Genomic DNA, 17,194 nt, shown 5'->3' with positions numbered 1-17,194 from the left:
CGCCGTGGCGCTGATCGAGCGCGATGTATTGCACCTGCACACCTCGGCCACGTCGCCGGGGCTGGCGCTGTATCCCAGCCAGCTCAATCTGCGCCGCGCCAACTGGCGCAACCCGCTGGGCCAGCCGCGCAGCGAACTGCAAGACGTCAGCTACAAATTGGAAAACGGCGAGCTTTGGCGCTACAGCCAAGGGCTGGAAGGCGGCGAACTGCAAAAGCAAAAACTGCTCACCAACGTGCGCGATCTGCGTTGGCGGCTGTACGACCCGGCCGTGGGTTGGCGCACCGATTGGCCCACCGGCAAAGCGGCCCCCAAGGGAACACCGCGAGCCCTTGAAGTGCAGTTCTCGGCCGGGCGATTTGAACAGCTTCGTCGCGTGATGCTACTGCCGGAGGGCCAATGATGCGCAAGGGTCAGCAAGGCATTGCACTGCTCACCGTGCTGCTGGTGATGAGCCTTGCGCTGCTGGTGACTGCCGGCATGTTGCGCAGCCACCGCCTGGCCCTGCACAGCAGCGCCCAGCAGCTCCATCAACTGCAATTGCGCCAGTCGGCGTTTGCTGGGGAAGCCTGGGGGCGAGAGCGTTTATACACGCTGCTGGCAGACCCCAAGTTGCCCGTTGCAGCAGGCCAGGCCTGGGCCAAAGGCCGGCCCGAATGGCTGATCGACAATGGCCACATTGAGGTCGACATCGAAGACCTGGCCGCCCGTTTCAACGTCAGCGCCTTGCTCACTCAAGGTGCTGTCGACGAGGTGCTGAAACAGCGTTGGTTGCGCCTGCAAACCCGGCTCGACCTGCCGCCCGTCGACGCCAGCGCACTGCACGGCCTGAACCTGAGCGACATCAGCCAATTGCGCAGCGTGCCGGGTGTCGATGCCCACTGGTACACGCGCATGCAGCCCTGGATCGCCCTGCTGGGCAAGGACGCCACACTCAACATCAACACCGCCTCCGTCACGTTGCTCGCCACCCTCGAAGGCGTGACACCGGACATGGCCCCTCGCTTAGTGAGCGAGCGCCCGTTGCAGGGGTATGCCAGTGTTGAGGACTTCACCTTTACCCCGGCGCTGATCGGCCTGGGGGTTCAGGCAGCGGGGCTGGGCACCGCCAGCCGCTGGTTTCGCATCACCACCCACGTGCGTGTGGGGCAAAGCCGTTTACGCCTTGAAAGCGATATGGCCCGCGACCTCAAAACCGGCCGCTGGCACCTTCTCCAGCGGCGCTTTTTAGCCCCTGAACACAGCGAACCTTCTTGATGAACAGCCGGCTTTATCTCACCGCGCACAGCGATACGCGGGTCTACCTGTGGCACGACGAAATAACCGCCCACGAAACCTCACTGAACGAGGCCGCCGAGCGACTGGGCGCGCACGATGTGCAGCTGATTCTGCCGATGGAAATGTGCAGCTGGCTGCTGACCGAGCCCTGGCCGGGCAGGCGCCGCCCCAGCGTTCAGGCCTTGGCCTTTGCGGTTGAAGATCAACTGGCGGATGACATTGATGAACTGCACATCGCCGTCGGCCCCCTGGATGCGCAACGGCGTTATCCGTTGCTGGTGATTGAGCGTCAGCGCTTCAAACACCTCTTGGCGCAGTTACAGGCGCTCGGGTTGAACATCGTCAGCGTGTACGTGGATGCCGACCTCTTGCCCCGCGAGCAACCGGGCATCGCGTGGTGGGACGGGCGCTGGCTGGCGGGCGGCGCGCTGGATCTGCGCCTTGCGTTAACCCCTCAGGCGCTGGAGGCCCTGAAAGACGGGCCCCTCGGTACGGCGGTTGAACACACGTTTGATCCTGCTAGCGCACCGCCTGGCGCCATCAACCTGCTGCAAGGCGAGTACCGGCGCACGTCGCAGCGGCTGCCGTGGCGGGGTGTCAGTGTGGCCGCCTTGCTGATTGTTGCCATGGCTGTGGGGGCGAGCCACCTGCGCAGCAGCTTCCTTGAGAGTGAAGCGGCGAGCCTCTACGCCCAGAGTGAACAGCGCTTTAAAGCGCTGTACCCGGAGCACACCCGCATCGTCGATTTGTCTGCGCAACTCAACGCCCTGCAACAACAAGGCGCGGCCCGGCAAAACGGGCACATGGCGCGCTTGCTTCAGCTAACCCAGCACGTGATCGGTGCCAGCAGCGTGGACGTGCAACGCATGGAATGGCGCGCCACGGTCGGCTGGACCTTAACCATCACCGCCAACAGCTTTGCCGAGCTTGAACACCTGCGCGAGCGCGGCCTGCAAAGTGCACTGCCGATCACCTTGGGCAACGCCAGCCAACAGGGTAACCGGGTGCAAACTTTACTCACCCTGGAGGACGTTTTATGAAAGCCCGTGTGCGTGAGCGCTGGCGGCAACTGCCACGCCGTGACCGCCAACTGTGCGGTGTACTCGCGGTGTTCTTGTCGATGGTGTTTGGTTTTTATGGGCTTTGGCAGCCCGCGCAGCAACGGCTGGCGGCGGCGCAAACGCTGTATGCCCAGCGTGTCGCCCAAGCGGGGGAGGTGCAGCGAGCGCTGCCCACGCGCGCGATCCGGGTATACACGCAACCGTTGAGCAGCCGCCTCAGCGAAAGCGCCGCGAGCGCGGGGCTTCAGGTGCAGCAGTTTGACGTGGACACCCAACGGTTACGCATCAGCCTGAGCGGCAATGCCATGGCGGTGCTGGCGTGGCTTAACCGTGTCGAACAAGAAGGCGCCGAGTTCGAGAGCCTGAGCCTGGAAAAAAGCGCTCAGGTGCTGCAGGTGCAGCTACAGATCAGCAACCTATAAATCCGCTCTCACTATTACAGCTGCGCGTTCACGCGTTGTGGGTATTACCCGGCAACGCGGGCAGCTTGGCCAGACGCAACGCCACCAGCAAGGCAATCACCAGCAAAGCGCCGATAAACGCACCGATGCCGTTCCAGCCCGCGTAGTGCCAGAAAAAGCCCCCGGCGGTCCCGGCCACACTCGACCCGGCGTAGTAGCAAAACAGGTACAGCGACGAGGCCTGGCCTTTGGCTTTGGTCGCCCGGCGGCCGATCCAGCTGCTGGCCACCGAGTGCGCGCCAAAGAAGCCGAAGGTGAACAACAGCATGCCGATAATCACCAGTGCGATGGGTTCGAACAGGGTCAGCGCAATGCCCGCCAGCATCAGCACAATCACCGCCCACAGCACCTTGCGACGGCCCAGTTTGTCCGCCAGTGCGCCAATCTGCGCCGAGCTGTAAATGCCCGACAGGTACACCACCGAGAGCAAGCCCACCACGGCCTGGTTCATGTTGTACGGGTCAGCCAGCAAGCGATAACCGATGTAGTTGAACAGCGTTACAAAGCTGCCCATCAGCAAAAACGCTTCGAGAAACAGCCACGGCAAACCGGCGTCACGAAAGTGCATGGTGAAGCCGTTCAACAGGCTACGCGGGTTCATGGTTTGCGGGCGGAAGTTACGCGACTCCGGCAAGATCTTCACAAACACCATGGCCAGCACCAACGCCAGACCGCCAATCACCAGCATCGCCGTGTGCCAGCTGACAAAGTCGATCAACACGCCGGTGATCAAACGCCCGCTCATCCCGCCAATCGCATTGCCGCCGATGTACAACCCCATCGCCAGGCCAATGTGCTGCGGGTGGATCTCCTCGCTCAAGTAGGTCATGGCAACGGCGGCCAGCCCGCTCAGCGACAAGCCCACCAGCGCGCGGGTAATCAGCACGCCTTCCCAGCTCGGCATCCACGCACTGAGCACAGTGAACACCGCCGCGCTGAACAGCGCCGAGACCATCACCGGCTTACGCCCGATGGCATCAGAAATAGGCCCCGTCACCAACAGGCCGATAGCCAGCATCCCGGTGGCCACCGACAAAATCAGACTGCTTTGCGCGGCGTTGATCTCGTATTCATGGGACAGCATCGGCATCATCGGCTGCACGCAATACAGCAAGGCAAACGTCGCAAAGCCCCCCGAGAACAGCGCCAGCACCGTGCGCATAAACATCGGCGTGCCTTTCTCGATAAATACGTCATTGAGTTGAGCGACAACATCATCCAGCGCCGTGGGCGGGACTTCGTGAGCGAGCGGGGCGACAGCAGTTTTCACGGGGACCTCATAACGCGTATAGCCAAACGGCAATGGCAAAAGAATATAGCCAGCTAACGATTCTTTCCAATATATTATTCGACCTGTTTGATAGGTTTAACGACTCAATGGAGCTTGCATGGAACTGCGCCATTTACGCTATTTCATCGCCGTCGCCGAAGAACTGCACTTTGGCCGGGCCGCCCAGGTGCTGGGCATCTCTCAACCGCCGCTGAGCCAGCAAATACAGGCGCTGGAAGAAGAGTTGGGGGCGCGGCTGTTTGAACGTACCAACCGTCGGGTCGCCCTCAGCGAAGCCGGGCGATTGTTTCTTGACGAAGCGCGCCAAGTGCTGGCGCAGGTGGATAAAGCCGCCGACGTCGCCCGCCGTGCGCAACTGGGCGAGCTGGGTGAAATGAAAATTGGCTTCACCTCTTCAGCGCCGTTCAATTCAAGCATTCCGCAGGCCATTTTTGCCTTTCGTCAGGCCTTCCCGGCGGTGCACTTAAACCTCCTGGAAATGAGCAGCCGCGACGTAGCCGAGGCATTGGTAGAAGAGTCGATAGAAATCGGCGTCATGCGCCCGTTTCCGCTGGCGGACTCGCTGGTGGCCGTCGAACTGTTCCGCGAGCCTTTGGTGGCGGTCATCCAGGCTGAACATCCGCTGGCCGAAGGCAGCGAAAGCGGCCTCTACATCGGGGCATTGGCTGACGAGCCGTTCGTCTTCTTCCCGCGCAGTTATGGCAGCGGGTTATATGCGCAACTGCTGAGTCTGGCGCGCCAGGCCGGATTCAGCCCGCACATCGCCCAAGAAGCGGGCGAAGCCATGACCATCATTGGCTTGGTCTCTGCGGGGTTGGGCGTGTCCGTACTGCCCGCGTCGTTCCAGCACATGCGCATCAAGGGCGTGGTCTACCGGCCCCTGCTCGACGCCGACTCCAGCACCGCCGTGTGGCTGGTGCAACGCAAAGGCAACCCCTCGCCGATGGCCAAAGCGTTTGCTGAACTGGTGACACGCAAAATGGTGAAGCCCTAAGAATGAACGGATATCGCTGACATAACAAAAAGGCCTTCCTGACGAGAGGGAGTGTTAGGGGCTGATGCCTTGGGTGTAACCTTTGGGCTACATTTTGTGGATGATTGAAATTATCCGCAGCTCAAGTTTTTCGCGCTGGTTGGCAGATTTGCCAGACGGTCGGGCGCGTGCTCGTATCTTGCTCAGGCTTGATCGAATGGCCGAAGGCAATTTTGGTGATACCAAGTTTGTTGGGGCAGGATTGAAAGAGGCCCGTGTTGATTACGGTCCGGGTTACCGCTTGTACTTCATCCAGCAAGGCCAATGTTGGGTGGTTTTATTGTGTGCTGGCGATAAAAGCAGCCAAGCCCGCGATATCAAACAAGCGCGACTGATAGCCAAAGACTGGAAGGAGTACACCCTTTGACCGAAAAATTCACCCGCTGGGACAGCGCCGAATTCCTCAAAACTGAAGAGGATATAGGTTATTACCTGGAAGCTTGCATGGAGGAGGCTGGCGATGACCCTGCCTTTATTGCCAAAGCCCTTGGCACCATTGCGAGAGCGCGTGGCATGAGCCAAGTAGCGCGTGATGCAGGTCTTTCAAGAGAAAGCTTGTACCGAGCGCTGTCCGGGGAGGGCAACCCGGAATTTGGAACCATTCTTAAAGTAGCCAAGGCGCTGGGGCTAAAACTACACATCTCCAAGTGAACGGATGGGGCCTTCCTGATTCGGTTAGCGCCATATCACGGTTCATGCCGACGGCTGCGCTCGGCAGCACAGCGGCCAAGATCAAAAGATCGCGAGCAAGCTCGCGCCTACAGGGTGGTGTGGCGCACACAAATCTTGTAGGAGCTGACGAGGTACGAAGGCTGCGATCGGCTGCGCAGCGGCCGCAAAACCGTCCACAAGGGCCAAGATCAAAAGATCGCGAGCAAGCTCGCTCCTACAGGGCGGTGTGGCGCACATAAACCCTGTAGTCGCTGACGAGGTACGAAGGCTGCGATCGGCAGCGCAGCGGCCGCAAAACCGTCCACAAGGGCCAAGATCAAAAGATCGCGAGACAAGCTCGCTCCTACAGAGTGGTGTGGCGCACATAAAACTTGTAGGAGCTGACGAGGTACGAAGGCTGCGATCGGCAGCGCAGCGGCCGTAAAGCCATTCACAACGGCCACGATCAAAAGACCGCAGCCTGTGAACGTTTTTTACCCGGCCAATAACTTATCCACAGACGCTTTGACCTGATGGATCAAATGCACCACCGCCAACGCCACGTCGCGGTTCAGGCCTTGCAGGTTATCGGCCGACGCATACGCCGTCGCAAGCGCGCACCGCAACAGCTCGTCAGTGTGTTCGAGGTTTTGTTCGTATTCGGGTGTGTGAGTCATGGTTCAGATCCTTTTGCTAATGAATAGCTGAACCCGTTTGCTTGCACACAAAGAGGGTGGCAGCCGTACGCGGGTGTGCAAGACCGGGGCAAAAGGAACCCGGCAGACCTGACGATCTCCCACGCACAACCGCCATAAAACCTGGGTATTAGGCGGTGACGCTTGATTTACCTTTTGCTATTCGAACTTGCACGTCCGGCCATCCATGAGGGATGACGAACCGCAGGCTAGCGATCGAAAGAGGCAGGCGCAAGGCCAAGGGATTCTCTAGGAATAGTCCTGCAAAGGAAAGAGACGAGACCTGCGAGTGACTGGGTGAGGCTGGAGATTGAGACATGCGCGGTCATAAAACTCGCCTGGTCCCTTGAAGGCAAAGTTGCTCAGAATCGTTTCTTTTACTTCGGGTTCAACCAATGCCCCTCCTTTATCAGCCAAAAGAAGGCAGCGTACTTATTTGTGACTTCAGGGGCCATGAAGTACCTGAAATGGTCAAAATCAGGCCTGTTGTGGTTATTCGTAAACACCGCACCAATAAACAGTTGGTGACGGTTATTCCTCTTAGCACAACTGAGCCCCAATCCATGCTGGGGCATCACCTTGAGTTGCAGAGTCATTTGCAGGGAGCGAACCCTATGTGCTGGGCAAAATGCGACATGCTGTCGACCGTTAGCCTCGCCCGACTGGATCGAATAAAAACGCGAGACCGTCAGGGCCGTCGTTGTTATGTGGTTTCACAACTTGAAACAGATGAGTTTATTGCAATCAAAGCCGCGGTCCGCTGCGCTCTCGGCTTGTGACACGCGTTTGATTCGACCAACGGGACGTACTCAAGGTTGCCTTAAGCCTCCTTCAGCGCAATACTCGCCACGTTCCCGAAAGGGGCTTGTGAGACTCGGAGGATCCTGGGCAACCAGCCATCACCGAGCCGGACAGACACAGCGCGATGACAAGCCCGTCTGTTTGTGAATAAGGCGCCGCGAGGCGCCTTTGTCGTTTTTGGGGCCAGCCCCCAGACGCTCAATTCACCTTCGACAAATCGCCTTTCAGCGCCACGCCCGCAATGATCGCGCCTGCGTGGCATTCGTAGGTTTTCGGGTCTTTGCGTTCGTTGCGTTTGTAGTAGCTGGTGATGTCGGTCACGGCGTTGGCACCGGCCTTTTTGGCCGCGTCATGCAGGGTGATCAACGCCGATTGCAGCGCCCATGAACACGCCTGGTAGTCAGTTTTGTTGAAGGCGTTGGTCTTTTTGTTAGTCACGGCGCCGGGGCTGAGCACGCTGACTTTGCCGCTCGGCGTGTTGCCCGCGAGGTAAAACTTGACGCTGCCGTCTATTTTGCCGGTGCTGATGGCTTCGGTGACCACCTGATCAAACGGCAAGTACAAGGTGGTGTCGCGGGCCTGGCTCACGGCAGGCAGGGCGGACAGCAGAAGGGTGGCAGCCGCCAACGTTTTGATGTGCATAGGGGGTCTCCTTGACCTCATGACCAGCGGCGAAAAATCAACGAGGTGTTGACGCCGCCGAAGGCAAAATTGTTGTTCATCACATAGTCGTTGTGCATCACGCGACTTTCGCCGCGCAGGTAGTCCAGTTCAGCGCAGCGTGGGTCTACGTTGTGCAGGTTAAGCGTGGGCACGTAGCGGTCGCGGTTCATCATCTCGATGCTGAACCACGACTCCAGCGCGCCACAGGCCCCCAAAGTGTGGCCCAAAAAACTCTTTTGCGAGCTGATGGGCATGTGTTTGCCAAACACGTCATGGGTGGCCTGGGTTTCGGCGATGTCGCCTTGTTCGGTGGCGGTGCCGTGACCGTTCACATAGCCGATGGCCTGAGCGGCAAGTCCCGCGTCTTCCAGCGCCAGTTCCATGGCTCGGCGCATGGTGCTGATCTCGGGGCGGGTGGTGTGCTGGCCGTCTGCGTTGCTGCCAAAACCGACGATTTCAGCATGGATGTGCGCACCGCGAGCCAGCGCATGCTCCAGCTCTTCAAGCACCAGCATGCCGCCCCCTTCGCCGATCACCAGACCATCGCGGCCACTGTCATAGGGGCTTGGGCTGGTGTGCGGGGCGTCGTTTTTAAGGCTGGTGGCGTACAGCGCGTCAAACACCATGGCTTCGGTGGGGCACAACTCTTCTGCGCCGCCTGCGAGCATCAACGGCAGGCGGCCGAACTTGATGGCTTCGTAGGCATAACCAATGCCCTGGCTGCCGCTGGTGCAGGCGCTGGAGGTCGGGATTAACCGCCCGGTAAGGCCAAAGAAAATGCTGATATTCGCTGCCGTGGTGTGCGGCATCATGCGCACGTAGCTGTTGGCGTTAAGACCTTCGGCCACTGAGTTGAGCAACATGTTGCCGAAAGCTTTGATTTCGTCCGTGCTGCCGGTGGACGAGCCGCACGCCACGCCCATGCGCCCGTCCTGAATGATCGGGTTGCCCAGCAAGCCCGCGTCTTGCAAGGCCTGCTCCGCTGCCCCCACCGCCAGGCGCGAGACGCGGCCCATGCTGCGCAGTTGTTTGCGGGTCCAGTGTTGGGGCACGGCAAAGTCATCAATGGGCCCGGCCAAACGGGTGTTGAGTTCGGTAAAGCGGTCCCACTCGTCCATGCGCCGAATGCCGCTGCGCCCCGCCTCAAAATGGGCCACGATGCTGGCCCAGTCACTGCCCAACGAGGTGATGCCGGCCATGCCGGTAACGACGACGCGCTTCATCAGCACAAGCCTCCGTTGACGGCCAGCACCTGGCGGGTGATATAGCCCGCTTCGGCCGACATCAAAAAGTTGACCGCCCCGGCGACTTCTTCCGGGGTGCCCATGCGTTGGGCAGGGATCATTTTCATCAGTTCTTCAACGGGCACATTCTCGTCCAGCATGGCGGTGTCGATCAGGCCCGGCGCCACACAGTTAACCGTGATTTTGCGCTTGCCCAGCTCAATGGCGAGGGCTTTGGCGGCGCCGATCAGCCCGGCTTTGGAGGCGCTGTAATTGACCTGGCCGCGATTGCCGATCAGGCCCGACACCGAGGTGATGCACACAATGCGCCCGGCCTGACGACGGCGGATCATGGGCATCATGACCGGGTGCAGGACGTTGTAAAAACCGTCGAGGTTGGTGCGCATCACCACGTCCCAATCGTCTTCGCTGAGGGCCGGAAACGCGCCGTCACGGGTCAGCCCGGCATTGAGCACCACTCCGTAATAAGCACCGTGGGCGTCAACATCGGCTTCCAGTATTGCCCGGCACTGGGCGCGGTCCGATACGTCGAACTGCAGCACGCGGGCGTTGCGGCCCAGTGCTTGCACGTGCGCCATGACGCTGTCGGCTTCGCTGCGCCCACTGCGACAATGCAGCACCAGATCGAAACCGGCCTGGGCCAGACGCAACGCGATGGCACGGCCAATGCCACGGCTAGAGCCAGTGACTAAAATGGACTCAGTCATGGCGAGCCTCCTGAGATGCTTGAGCAAGGTAGTTTTCAGCCTGAGGCGGACGGAACACGTTCAGGCGGGCGGTGGCGTGGATCTGTGGGCCGGTCAGGTGGCACTCAAACACGCCCATGCCGTTGTCGTCTTCGAGCGAGCGCACGGCGTGGATCTGTAACTCGGCGCCGAGCGGGAAGTGCTCAACGTTGCATTCAAACTTGCGGGTGCCGAGCAAAAAGCCCAGCGCCACGGGGTTGCCTGCCTGACGCGCGCGGCAACCGGCATAGGCGGCCACGCTTTGCGCCATCAACTCGACGCCGACCCAGGCCGGCAAGCTGCCGTCTGCGCGGTTAAACAGGCCGCCGGGGCGGACAGTTACGCGGGTGTGGATGGTTTCTTCATCAAATGCCAGCACGTGATCGATCAAGATCATGTCGCCAGCGTGGGGCAGCAATTCGGCGAGCGGCCAATCAATCATGGAGCGTCTCCGATAATCAGGCTGACGTTATTACCGCCGAAGGCAAACGAGTTGCTCATCAGGCAGTGTGGGTGTTCGGGGGCCAGGGTAAGGCCTGGGGTGACCCAGTTCAGCGCGGGCAACTGCGGGTCGGGCTGGCCATCCCAGAGGTGCGGGGGCAAGGCGTTACCGTGGCTCAGGCTCAACCAGCAAAACGCGGCCTCCAGCGCCCCGGCTGCACCCAGTGTGTGGCCGGTCATAGGTTTGGTTGACGAGCACGGTACACCGTGTGGGAACACCTGGGCCACGGCCTGGCTTTCCATGGCGTCGTTGTGCTGGGTTGCCGTGCCATGCAGGTTCAAGTAGCCGATCTGGCTGGCCTGCAACCCTGCACGGTGCAAGGCCTGCTGCATGGCGTTTACAGCGCCCCGGCCGCTGGGCTCGGGGGCAGAAATATGGTGCGCATCCGAGCTGGCGCCTGCGCCCAGCAAGGCGATGGGTTGCGCGCCGCTGGCCTGTTTGCTCATTAAAAACAGGGCCGCGCCTTCGCCAATATTGATGCCGCGACGGTTGACCGAAAACGGGTTGCAGCGCTCATCGGCCACCGCTTCAAGGGCTGCAAAACCATTGAGGGTCAGCGTGCATAAACTGTCGACGCCGCCGCACAGCACCACGTCGCACAGGTTCATGCGCAGCAGGCGCTGGGCGCTCATCAGGGCGCGGGCGCTGGAGGTGCAAGCCGTCGAAATAACATAGGTCGGCCCGCTGATGTTTAGCCACGCGGCCAGAAACTCAGCCGGTGCGCTTAGCTCTTGCTGGCGGTAGTCGTAATCGCTTGGGAAATGCTGGTGCTGCGCGTAGTGGGCAATGCCATGGCAGGCTTCGTCGATGCCCGAGGTGCTGGTGCCCAGCACGACAGCGATGCGGTCGCGGCCATAGGTCTGGATCGCCTGCTCGATGTCATCGCCAATCTGCAATGCGGCCTCAAGCAATAGCTGATTGTTGCGGCTGCTGTGGCGGGCAAGGTGTGCCGGGATCGTTGGTAACTCGCCTTGCACCTGCGCCACCGCGACCGAGCGCTCAGGGATCCAGCCGGCTGTTTGCTGCATGCCCGAGCAGTCACCGGCAAACAGGTGCTGCGCGACGTCCTTGGGCCCGCGGCCCAGTGAACAAACGATGCCCAGTGCATTCAGGTACGCAGTCATGGGGCCGTCTCGGTGTTGAGTGGGCTGAGGGTGTAGTGCACGCCGTTTTGCAGATCGATGCTAAACACCTGCGGTTGTACATAGTGCACCTGCCAGCGGCGGTCGAGCGCACGGCGATCAGCACTGGAGGTTGCCTGCGGGTAATTGTCGGCCAACTGGTCGGCAGGCGTGAGTGCAAACAGCAGCGCGGCGAACAGCACCCGGGCCTCGGGGTTGGGCGGCAGCAAACCGTCTGCTTGCCAGTGCTGGTTGTGCAGCAATTGCCGCGCCAGCGGGATCCCCAGCGGGTCCATCAATGACCAGCGTAGCCCGGCGTCCTCTTGCTGAATCACCAGCAGCCAGTCCTGGCGCTGTTCGGCCTGCTGACGCTGGACATGCAACTGCATCGGCAGCGCCAGGCTGGGCGTGTGTTTGGGTAAGGGCAGGCTGGTGCAGCCACTTAACAACAGGAGCATGAAGATGCCAAGGGCTGCGAGTAGGCTATAACGGCGTGTCATTGATCTTTGCCTTGCAACGGTTTGCGTGCCACCACGTTGACCAGGGTTTCTTCCCGCTGGCCCACCGGCTTGGCAGAACGCAGGCCAAAGCGTTCCAACAGCCCGAAATCGGTCGCACGGCTCCACCACAGGTAGGGGTAAGAGACGTTCTGCGCGTCAAATTCAAAGCCCTGGTCGCGGATCATTTCCAAGTATTGCGCCGCGCTTTTCTGCACGTGCATGGGGTGGCGGAACAGCCAGCGAATCACCCAGGTGTCGATGTAGGCTTCGGTGGACTCGGCGAACAGCAAATAGCCGCCCGGCTTGAGCACGCGATAGAACTCGGCCAGCGCCCGGTCTTGTTGCACCAGGTGGTGGAAGGTCTGGTGACAGAACAGCAGGTCGACGCTGGCATCGGGCACGTTCAGTTCAGCGCAGTCGCTGCCGATCAGCTCGACGTCGAATCCTTGGCGGCGGGCCTCTTCGCGGCTCAGCTCAAGGCTCAGCGGGTCGGCATCGAGCCCGATCAAACGCTTGGGGGCGAAGGTTGCCTGCAGGTACTGGAACGACTTGCCCTGCCCGCAACCGGCATCCAGGATGACCGGCGCAGACGGCGGCGGCTCGCTGAACAAGCCGCGCAAGTCATTGATCGCCACCCGCAGTACATGGTGCTGCCAGGTGTGGCTGCGCAAAAACCAAAATCCGAACCGGGTTTCTTCTACGTAGGTATCGCTAAGGGGTTTCATGGGGCCTCCGTGGCAATGAAGAATAACGCGGGGTGTGCGGCGTTTGCTGACCGGCCCACGGCGCGAGCATAAAGCTGAAGGCCAGGCCAAGGCTCACCGACAATCCGAAGTTGCTGACCGCGGGCGTGCTGGACACCGCCAGCAAACCGAACGACAGCCAGGTGGTCAGCGCGGCGAGCAAGGTGCCGAGCAGGCTGACGGCAGCCCCGCCGATGTGTTCACGCATCAAAATCGCGTAATCAACGCTGATCGCCGTCACCAGCAATAACCCGAACAGGCTGAACAGAGTCAGCGGCTGCCCCAACCAGCCGAGGCTGGCCACGCTGCACAGTGCGGCTAACAGCGGCAATGCAACAATGCGCAGCGCGCCGCTTAAGCCAAAGGGCGCGATCAACAGCAAGACGATCAGCACGCACGACAACAGCTTCAATTCTGCCGCGCTGATCTGGGTGGCCGCGAACACGCCATTCAAGTCGCCCAAGCGGTCCACCCACTGTACGCCGGGCAGGCCCTGGGCTTGTTCGCGCAACAGGTCGGGGTTGTTCAAGCCTTGCAGGCTGACCATGGCGGCCACGCCGCTGCCCTGTTTGCCCAGCCACAACGCGCGCCACGGTTCGGCCAATGGCCCGGTGAGCGCGGCGTCTATAGTTTGCTCGGGCAACGCTTCTAACTGTGCGAGTTCATGTTGCAGCGCGGCCTCGGGCACGCCCAGTTCCAGCAGCGGTTGCCAGTGCTGTGGCAGTTGCTTCAAGGCCGTGCGCAGGTGTTGTTGCTCGCTCGGCAGGCTGACTAATTGGCCCAGGGCCAAATAGCCTTGTAGCTGGCCGGTGCTGACCAGTTGATCCAGGCGCTCGCGCAGCACGGTTTGGCGTTCAAGCAGTTGCTGCTCATTGTCGGCGCGCACCAAAAAAAACTGGCTGGTCGGTTGGTAGCCGGTAATGCGCGCAATGGCCTGGGCTTGTGCTGTTAGTTGAGGCGGTGCACCGACCCATTGGCGAATATCGTTTTTGCTGGTCAGTTGCCACACGCCTGCTGCACAAAAGGCCAGCAGTAAGGCCAATAGCGCGGGCGTGGGGACTTTTTTCAACAGCGCTGCCCGCGCATCCAGCAGGCGTTGCGCGAGGTGCAATGGCCATTGCGCGGGCTGTAACGTCATACCGTTGAGCAGCGCGGGTAGCAGGCACACGGCGCTCAGATACGCCCCGACCAAGCCTGCGGCCGAGAAGATGGCGATTTGGGTCAACGCTGGAAACGGGGTAAACGCCAAGGCCAGATAACCGATGCAACTGGTGGCCAGGCTCAGGCTCAAGCCGGGCAATGTCAGGCGCACGGCAGGCCAACTGCGCCACGGTTTCAGGCTCCAGCTTTTGGACAGGTAATGCAGCGGGTAATCGACGGCCACGCCGATCAGACTGGAGCCCAGCACTAACGTCATCACGTGCAGGCTGCCAAACAAACCGACGCAGGCCACGGCGCCAAACAGCATGCCCACCAGCACCGGAACAAAGGCCAGCAGCACGCGCCAGCGGCGGAATGCGAGCAGCAACAGGAGCAAAATCCCGAAAGTGGCCCCGCCGCCCACCCAGGTGATCTCACGGGTGGCTTGTTGTTGCCCGCTGGCGGCGTAGAGCAGGCCACTGGCGGCGAGTAGCTGCACGTTCTGGCTGGCGGCCTGTTCGCGGCTGTGCTCAACCAGTGCGGCCACTTGCAGGGGCAGCTTCATGTCAAAGGCATCACCCTGCGTGCGGGCGCGCAGCAATACCCAACTGTTGCCGTCGGCGTCAGCGATCAAGGCGCCGCTGCCGATGTCCAGTTGCACCGCGCCGCGTTGCGGCTGGCTGTTCTGGATGCGCCCGGTCAGGCCCAGCCAGTCGTCCTGGCTGGGTACCAGGCTAAAGCCGCTGAACGGGTCGAACAGCGCTTGCACGCGTTGCTGGATAAAGGCGTCAGGGTGTTCGATCAGTTGTGTACGGTCAGCTTGCGCAAGCATTGCCAGGCGCCCGCGCAGCAGTTGCTCGCGCAGGGCGGGCAAGTCGGCTTGCAGGTTCCACTGGACCTTTTCAAACAGCCCGCTGGCCTGCCACTGCTCGCCCAGCTGGCGAGCGGTGGTAATGGCTTGCTGGCGATCAGCGCTGCCCACCAGCAGCAGCACCTCTCGGTTGAGGGGTTCTTGCATGCGCTGCTCGGCGTTCTGTAGCAGTGCGTCCGGAGTGTGGCCGGGCACCAGTTCCATCAGGTTGGCCGACAGCGGCGGGCCATGCCGCCATTGCCAGCCGGCCAGTGCGAGCACGACCAGCAGCAGGATCAAAAAGCCCCGGGGCAACCAGCGTTCACTGCGCAAAGTCGTGCTGCTCCGCGTCGCTCAAGGGTAAGTGGCTGATGCTGTTTTGCAGCTTCAGCACGGTGCTGTCGCCTTGGGTTTCCTGCAACTCGATGCGTTGCACCCGCTCGCCGCCGTCGATGTTGATTTGTGTGAACACCTGCTTGAGCAACAGCGAGCGCGGGGTCAGGGTGAGCGTCCACTGCGTCGGTTGGCCTTGCAGGCGCAGCTCGAAATCACGCTGTAGCCCGCTGCTGTCGCCTTGCAACACGGCGAGGAACAGGCGGTTCTGCTCAGCGCCTGCGCTCTTGCCGGGGAGCATTTGCCACTCGCTGCCATTGCGTCGGGCAATGCCGAGGGCGGTGATGCGGTAGTCCTGTTTGAGCGGGGTGTTGAGTTGCCACAACAGGCCGTGATCTTTGGCCAGTACAAAGGTGCCGGTGCTGGTCAGCGGCTTGGGTAGCGCGCGCAGGTGTTTTTCCTGGATGAAATCACCGTGGATCACCTGCGGCCTGGCCAGTTGATCGCTCAGTTGTTGCAGGTCGAAGGCGTGGGCCAATGGTGATAATCCGAGCAGCAAAGCGGCTACGTACGCCTTGTAGTCGCTGCCGAAGGCTGCGATAAGAGCCGAAAAACGCGACCCCTTCGGGCTCGATCGCAGCCTGCGGCAGCGACTACACAGAGCAGCAATCAGCTTCATGCCAGCACCTTCGCAATCGCATCGATCAAGCATTTGGGCGACGCCAGTTGCATCTCCCGGTCGGCAATCCTGACCGCGACCTGCACCGTGCAGGCGCGGGTCAGGCGTTCGCCGGTGGCCGCATCGGTGATCAGGTAGTTGATCTTCAGACGGTTCTCCCACTCCACGAGGCTGGCGCGAACGTTGATCCGTTGGCCGAAGGTGGCGCCGCGCACATAGCGCAGTTGCAGGTCGATCACCGGCCACGCGTAGCCCGCGTCGAGCATCTGCGTGTAGTTGTGCCCGATGTGATCGAGCAAGGCGCAGCGGGCGACTTCGAGGTATTTGACGTAATGCCCGTGCCACACCACGTGCATCGTGTCGATATCGAAAAACGGCACCAGGACTTCGGTGTCGACGTGCAAAACGCCTTTGCTACGCATGCAGCCTCCAGTGTTGTTGGGCAATACGGGCCAGGCACAGGCGCAGTTCGGCTTCCAGTGCGCGGTCTTCAATGACGGGGGCGAAATCCTTGGCCAGTTCAGCGTGCATGTCGGCCAGTGCGGTGGGTAGCGGGCGGGCGTCTGCGTCGCGGCTGCGCAGCCACACACCCTGGTGGGCAGCCAGCAACGTCGCGGCGGCCACTTGCTCGGTCAGCTCCAGCACACGAATGGCGTCACGGGCGGCAATGGTGCCCATGCTCACTTTGTCCTGGTTGTGGCATTCGGTTGAGCGCGAGAAGACGCTGGCCGGCATCGTGTTTTTCAGGGCTTCGGCGGTCCAGGCGCTGGCGCCGATCTGTACCGCTTTAAAGCCGTGGTTGAGCATCGCCCGTTCGGCGCTGGCGCCCGAGAGGTTGCTTGGCAAGCCGTGGTTGTAACGTACGTCTACCAACAGCGCGAGTTGGCGATCAAGCAGGTCAGCGACGTTGGCCACCAGGGTTTTGAGGCTGTCCATGGCGAAGGCAATGTGCCCGCCATAGAAGTGCCCGCCGTGCAGCACGCGTTCTTCTTCGGCGTCGATGATCGGGTTGTCGTTGGCGCTGTTGAGTTCGACTTCGATAAACCCGCGCAGCCAGTTCAGGCTGTCAGCCAGAACGCCCAGCACATGGGGCGCGCAGCGCAGCGAGTAACGGTCTTGCAGGCGATGCAGCGGCGCGGTCGGGGCGTCGATGGCGAGGTCCTGGCGCAACCATGCCGCCACTTGCATTTGCCCTGGATGCGGCTTGGCGGCGAACAGACGCTCATCGAAGTGTTCAGGGTTACCTTGCAACGCCACCACGTTGAGTGCCGTGATGCGGGTCGCCAACTTGAGCAGGTAATCGGCGCGGGCATACGCCAGGCACGCAAGGCCGGTCATCACGGCCGTGCCGTTCATCAGCGCCAGCGCTTCCTTGGGCCGCAGCACCAGCGGCGTCCAGCCCAGTTCGCGGAGCACGTCAGCC

At 61.3% G+C, this 17,194-nt stretch carries 21 protein-coding genes; 8 read left to right on the top strand and 13 right to left on the bottom strand.

Annotated elements, in window-relative coordinates; translation table 11 throughout:
- The 4 genes from GHO41_RS24705 to gspM all read left to right on the top strand — a co-directional run.
- A partial coding sequence (locus GHO41_RS24705; protein ID WP_153434895.1) for a type II secretion system protein GspJ occupies positions 1-403 on the top strand: 403 nt, incomplete at its 5' end.
- Complete coding sequence (locus GHO41_RS24700) at positions 400-1,257, top strand: type II secretion system protein GspK (protein ID WP_241486367.1); 858 nt, start codon at positions 400-402, stop codon at positions 1,255-1,257. The genes GHO41_RS24705 and GHO41_RS24700, both read left to right, overlap by 4 nt.
- Positions 1,257-2,318, top strand: a complete 1,062-nt coding sequence (gene gspL / locus GHO41_RS24695) for a type II secretion system protein GspL (RefSeq protein WP_048366697.1) — start codon at positions 1,257-1,259, stop codon at positions 2,316-2,318. Before GHO41_RS24700 ends, gspL begins: the two co-directional genes overlap by 1 nt.
- Positions 2,315-2,761 carry a type II secretion system protein GspM gene (gene gspM / locus GHO41_RS24690; RefSeq protein WP_048366696.1) on the top strand — a complete coding sequence of 149 codons (447 nt, stop codon included), beginning with the start codon at positions 2,315-2,317 and terminating at the stop codon, positions 2,759-2,761. The genes gspL and gspM overlap by 4 nt, the downstream gene beginning before the upstream one ends.
- Before the next feature lie 28 nt (positions 2,762-2,789).
- Here gspM and GHO41_RS24685 read toward each other — a convergent pair whose 3' ends face one another.
- Entirely contained in the window at positions 2,790-3,968 is a 1,179-nt protein-coding gene (locus GHO41_RS24685; RefSeq protein WP_371929029.1) for an MFS transporter, read from the bottom strand.
- 220 nt (positions 3,969-4,188) lie between these two features.
- Here GHO41_RS24685 and GHO41_RS24680 point away from each other — a divergent pair, with 220 nt between their 5' ends.
- The 3 genes from GHO41_RS24680 to GHO41_RS24670 all read left to right on the top strand — a co-directional run bounded on the left by GHO41_RS24680 (position 4,189) and on the right by GHO41_RS24670 (position 5,775).
- Complete coding sequence (locus GHO41_RS24680; protein WP_048366694.1) at positions 4,189-5,085, top strand: LysR family transcriptional regulator; 897 nt, start codon at positions 4,189-4,191, stop codon at positions 5,083-5,085.
- Between the two features lie 100 nt (positions 5,086-5,185).
- Positions 5,186-5,491 carry a type II toxin-antitoxin system RelE/ParE family toxin gene (locus GHO41_RS24675; protein ID WP_153434896.1) on the top strand — a complete coding sequence of 102 codons (306 nt, stop codon included), beginning with the start codon at positions 5,186-5,188 and terminating at the stop codon, positions 5,489-5,491.
- Positions 5,488-5,775, top strand: a complete 288-nt coding sequence (locus GHO41_RS24670) for an addiction module antidote protein (protein ID WP_048366693.1) — start codon at positions 5,488-5,490, stop codon at positions 5,773-5,775. Before GHO41_RS24675 ends, GHO41_RS24670 begins: the two co-directional genes overlap by 4 nt.
- 494 nt (positions 5,776-6,269) lie before the next feature.
- Here GHO41_RS24670 and GHO41_RS24665 read toward each other — a convergent pair whose 3' ends face one another.
- On the bottom strand, positions 6,270-6,452 hold the full coding sequence (locus GHO41_RS24665; protein WP_048366692.1) for a DUF6124 family protein: 183 nt from the start codon (positions 6,450-6,452) through the stop codon (positions 6,270-6,272).
- Between the two features lie 413 nt (positions 6,453-6,865).
- Here GHO41_RS24665 and GHO41_RS24660 point away from each other — a divergent pair, with 413 nt between their 5' ends.
- Positions 6,866-7,249 carry a type II toxin-antitoxin system PemK/MazF family toxin gene (locus GHO41_RS24660; protein WP_082148601.1) on the top strand — a complete coding sequence of 128 codons (384 nt, stop codon included), beginning with the start codon at positions 6,866-6,868 and terminating at the stop codon, positions 7,247-7,249.
- A 220-nt stretch (positions 7,250-7,469) separates the two neighbouring features.
- Here GHO41_RS24660 and GHO41_RS24655 read toward each other — a convergent pair whose 3' ends face one another.
- The 11 genes from GHO41_RS24655 to hutH all read right to left on the bottom strand — a co-directional run.
- Positions 7,470-7,913: a hypothetical protein gene (locus GHO41_RS24655; RefSeq protein WP_048366690.1), complete on the bottom strand. Its 444-nt coding sequence runs from the start codon at positions 7,911-7,913 to the stop codon at positions 7,470-7,472.
- Between the two features lie 17 nt (positions 7,914-7,930).
- On the bottom strand, positions 7,931-9,157 hold the full coding sequence (locus GHO41_RS24650) for a beta-ketoacyl-ACP synthase (RefSeq protein WP_153434894.1): 1,227 nt from the start codon (positions 9,155-9,157) through the stop codon (positions 7,931-7,933).
- A complete protein-coding gene (locus tag GHO41_RS24645) occupies positions 9,157-9,885 on the bottom strand; it encodes a 3-ketoacyl-ACP reductase FabG2 (protein ID WP_153373525.1) in 729 nt (242 codons plus the stop codon). Before GHO41_RS24645 ends, GHO41_RS24650 begins: the two co-directional genes overlap by 1 nt.
- Entirely contained in the window at positions 9,878-10,345 is a 468-nt protein-coding gene (locus GHO41_RS24640; protein ID WP_048386350.1) for a hotdog family protein, read from the bottom strand. Before GHO41_RS24640 ends, GHO41_RS24645 begins: the two co-directional genes overlap by 8 nt.
- Entirely contained in the window at positions 10,342-11,529 is a 1,188-nt protein-coding gene (locus tag GHO41_RS24635; protein ID WP_153434893.1) for a beta-ketoacyl-[acyl-carrier-protein] synthase family protein, read from the bottom strand. The genes GHO41_RS24640 and GHO41_RS24635 overlap by 4 nt, the downstream gene beginning before the upstream one ends.
- Entirely contained in the window at positions 11,526-12,026 is a 501-nt protein-coding gene (locus GHO41_RS24630; protein ID WP_153434892.1) for a DUF3261 domain-containing protein, read from the bottom strand. Before GHO41_RS24630 ends, GHO41_RS24635 begins: the two co-directional genes overlap by 4 nt.
- Entirely contained in the window at positions 12,023-12,751 is a 729-nt protein-coding gene (locus GHO41_RS24625; RefSeq protein ID WP_153434891.1) for a class I SAM-dependent methyltransferase, read from the bottom strand. Before GHO41_RS24625 ends, GHO41_RS24630 begins: the two co-directional genes overlap by 4 nt.
- Positions 12,738-15,092, bottom strand: coding sequence for an MMPL family transporter (locus tag GHO41_RS24620; RefSeq protein ID WP_153434890.1), 2,355 nt, complete (start codon positions 15,090-15,092; stop codon positions 12,738-12,740). Before GHO41_RS24620 ends, GHO41_RS24625 begins: the two co-directional genes overlap by 14 nt.
- Entirely contained in the window at positions 15,082-15,771 is a 690-nt protein-coding gene (locus GHO41_RS24615; protein WP_153434889.1) for an outer membrane lipoprotein carrier protein LolA, read from the bottom strand. The genes GHO41_RS24620 and GHO41_RS24615 overlap by 11 nt, the downstream gene beginning before the upstream one ends.
- Positions 15,768-16,193: a thioesterase family protein gene (locus tag GHO41_RS24610; RefSeq protein ID WP_048386338.1), complete on the bottom strand. Its 426-nt coding sequence runs from the start codon at positions 16,191-16,193 to the stop codon at positions 15,768-15,770. The genes GHO41_RS24615 and GHO41_RS24610 overlap by 4 nt, the downstream gene beginning before the upstream one ends.
- Positions 16,186-17,194: histidine ammonia-lyase (gene hutH / locus GHO41_RS24605; protein WP_153434888.1), on the bottom strand; the 1,009-nt coding region annotated here is incomplete at its 5' end. The genes hutH and GHO41_RS24610, both read right to left, overlap by 8 nt.

The organism is Pseudomonas sp. FSL R10-0399 (assembly GCF_009600165.1).
GTDB classification, from domain to species: Bacteria; Pseudomonadota; Gammaproteobacteria; order Pseudomonadales; family Pseudomonadaceae; genus Aquipseudomonas; species Aquipseudomonas helleri.
The sequence above is the reverse complement of the archived record's forward strand: the minus strand, read 5'-3'. Positions and strand labels throughout refer to the sequence as shown.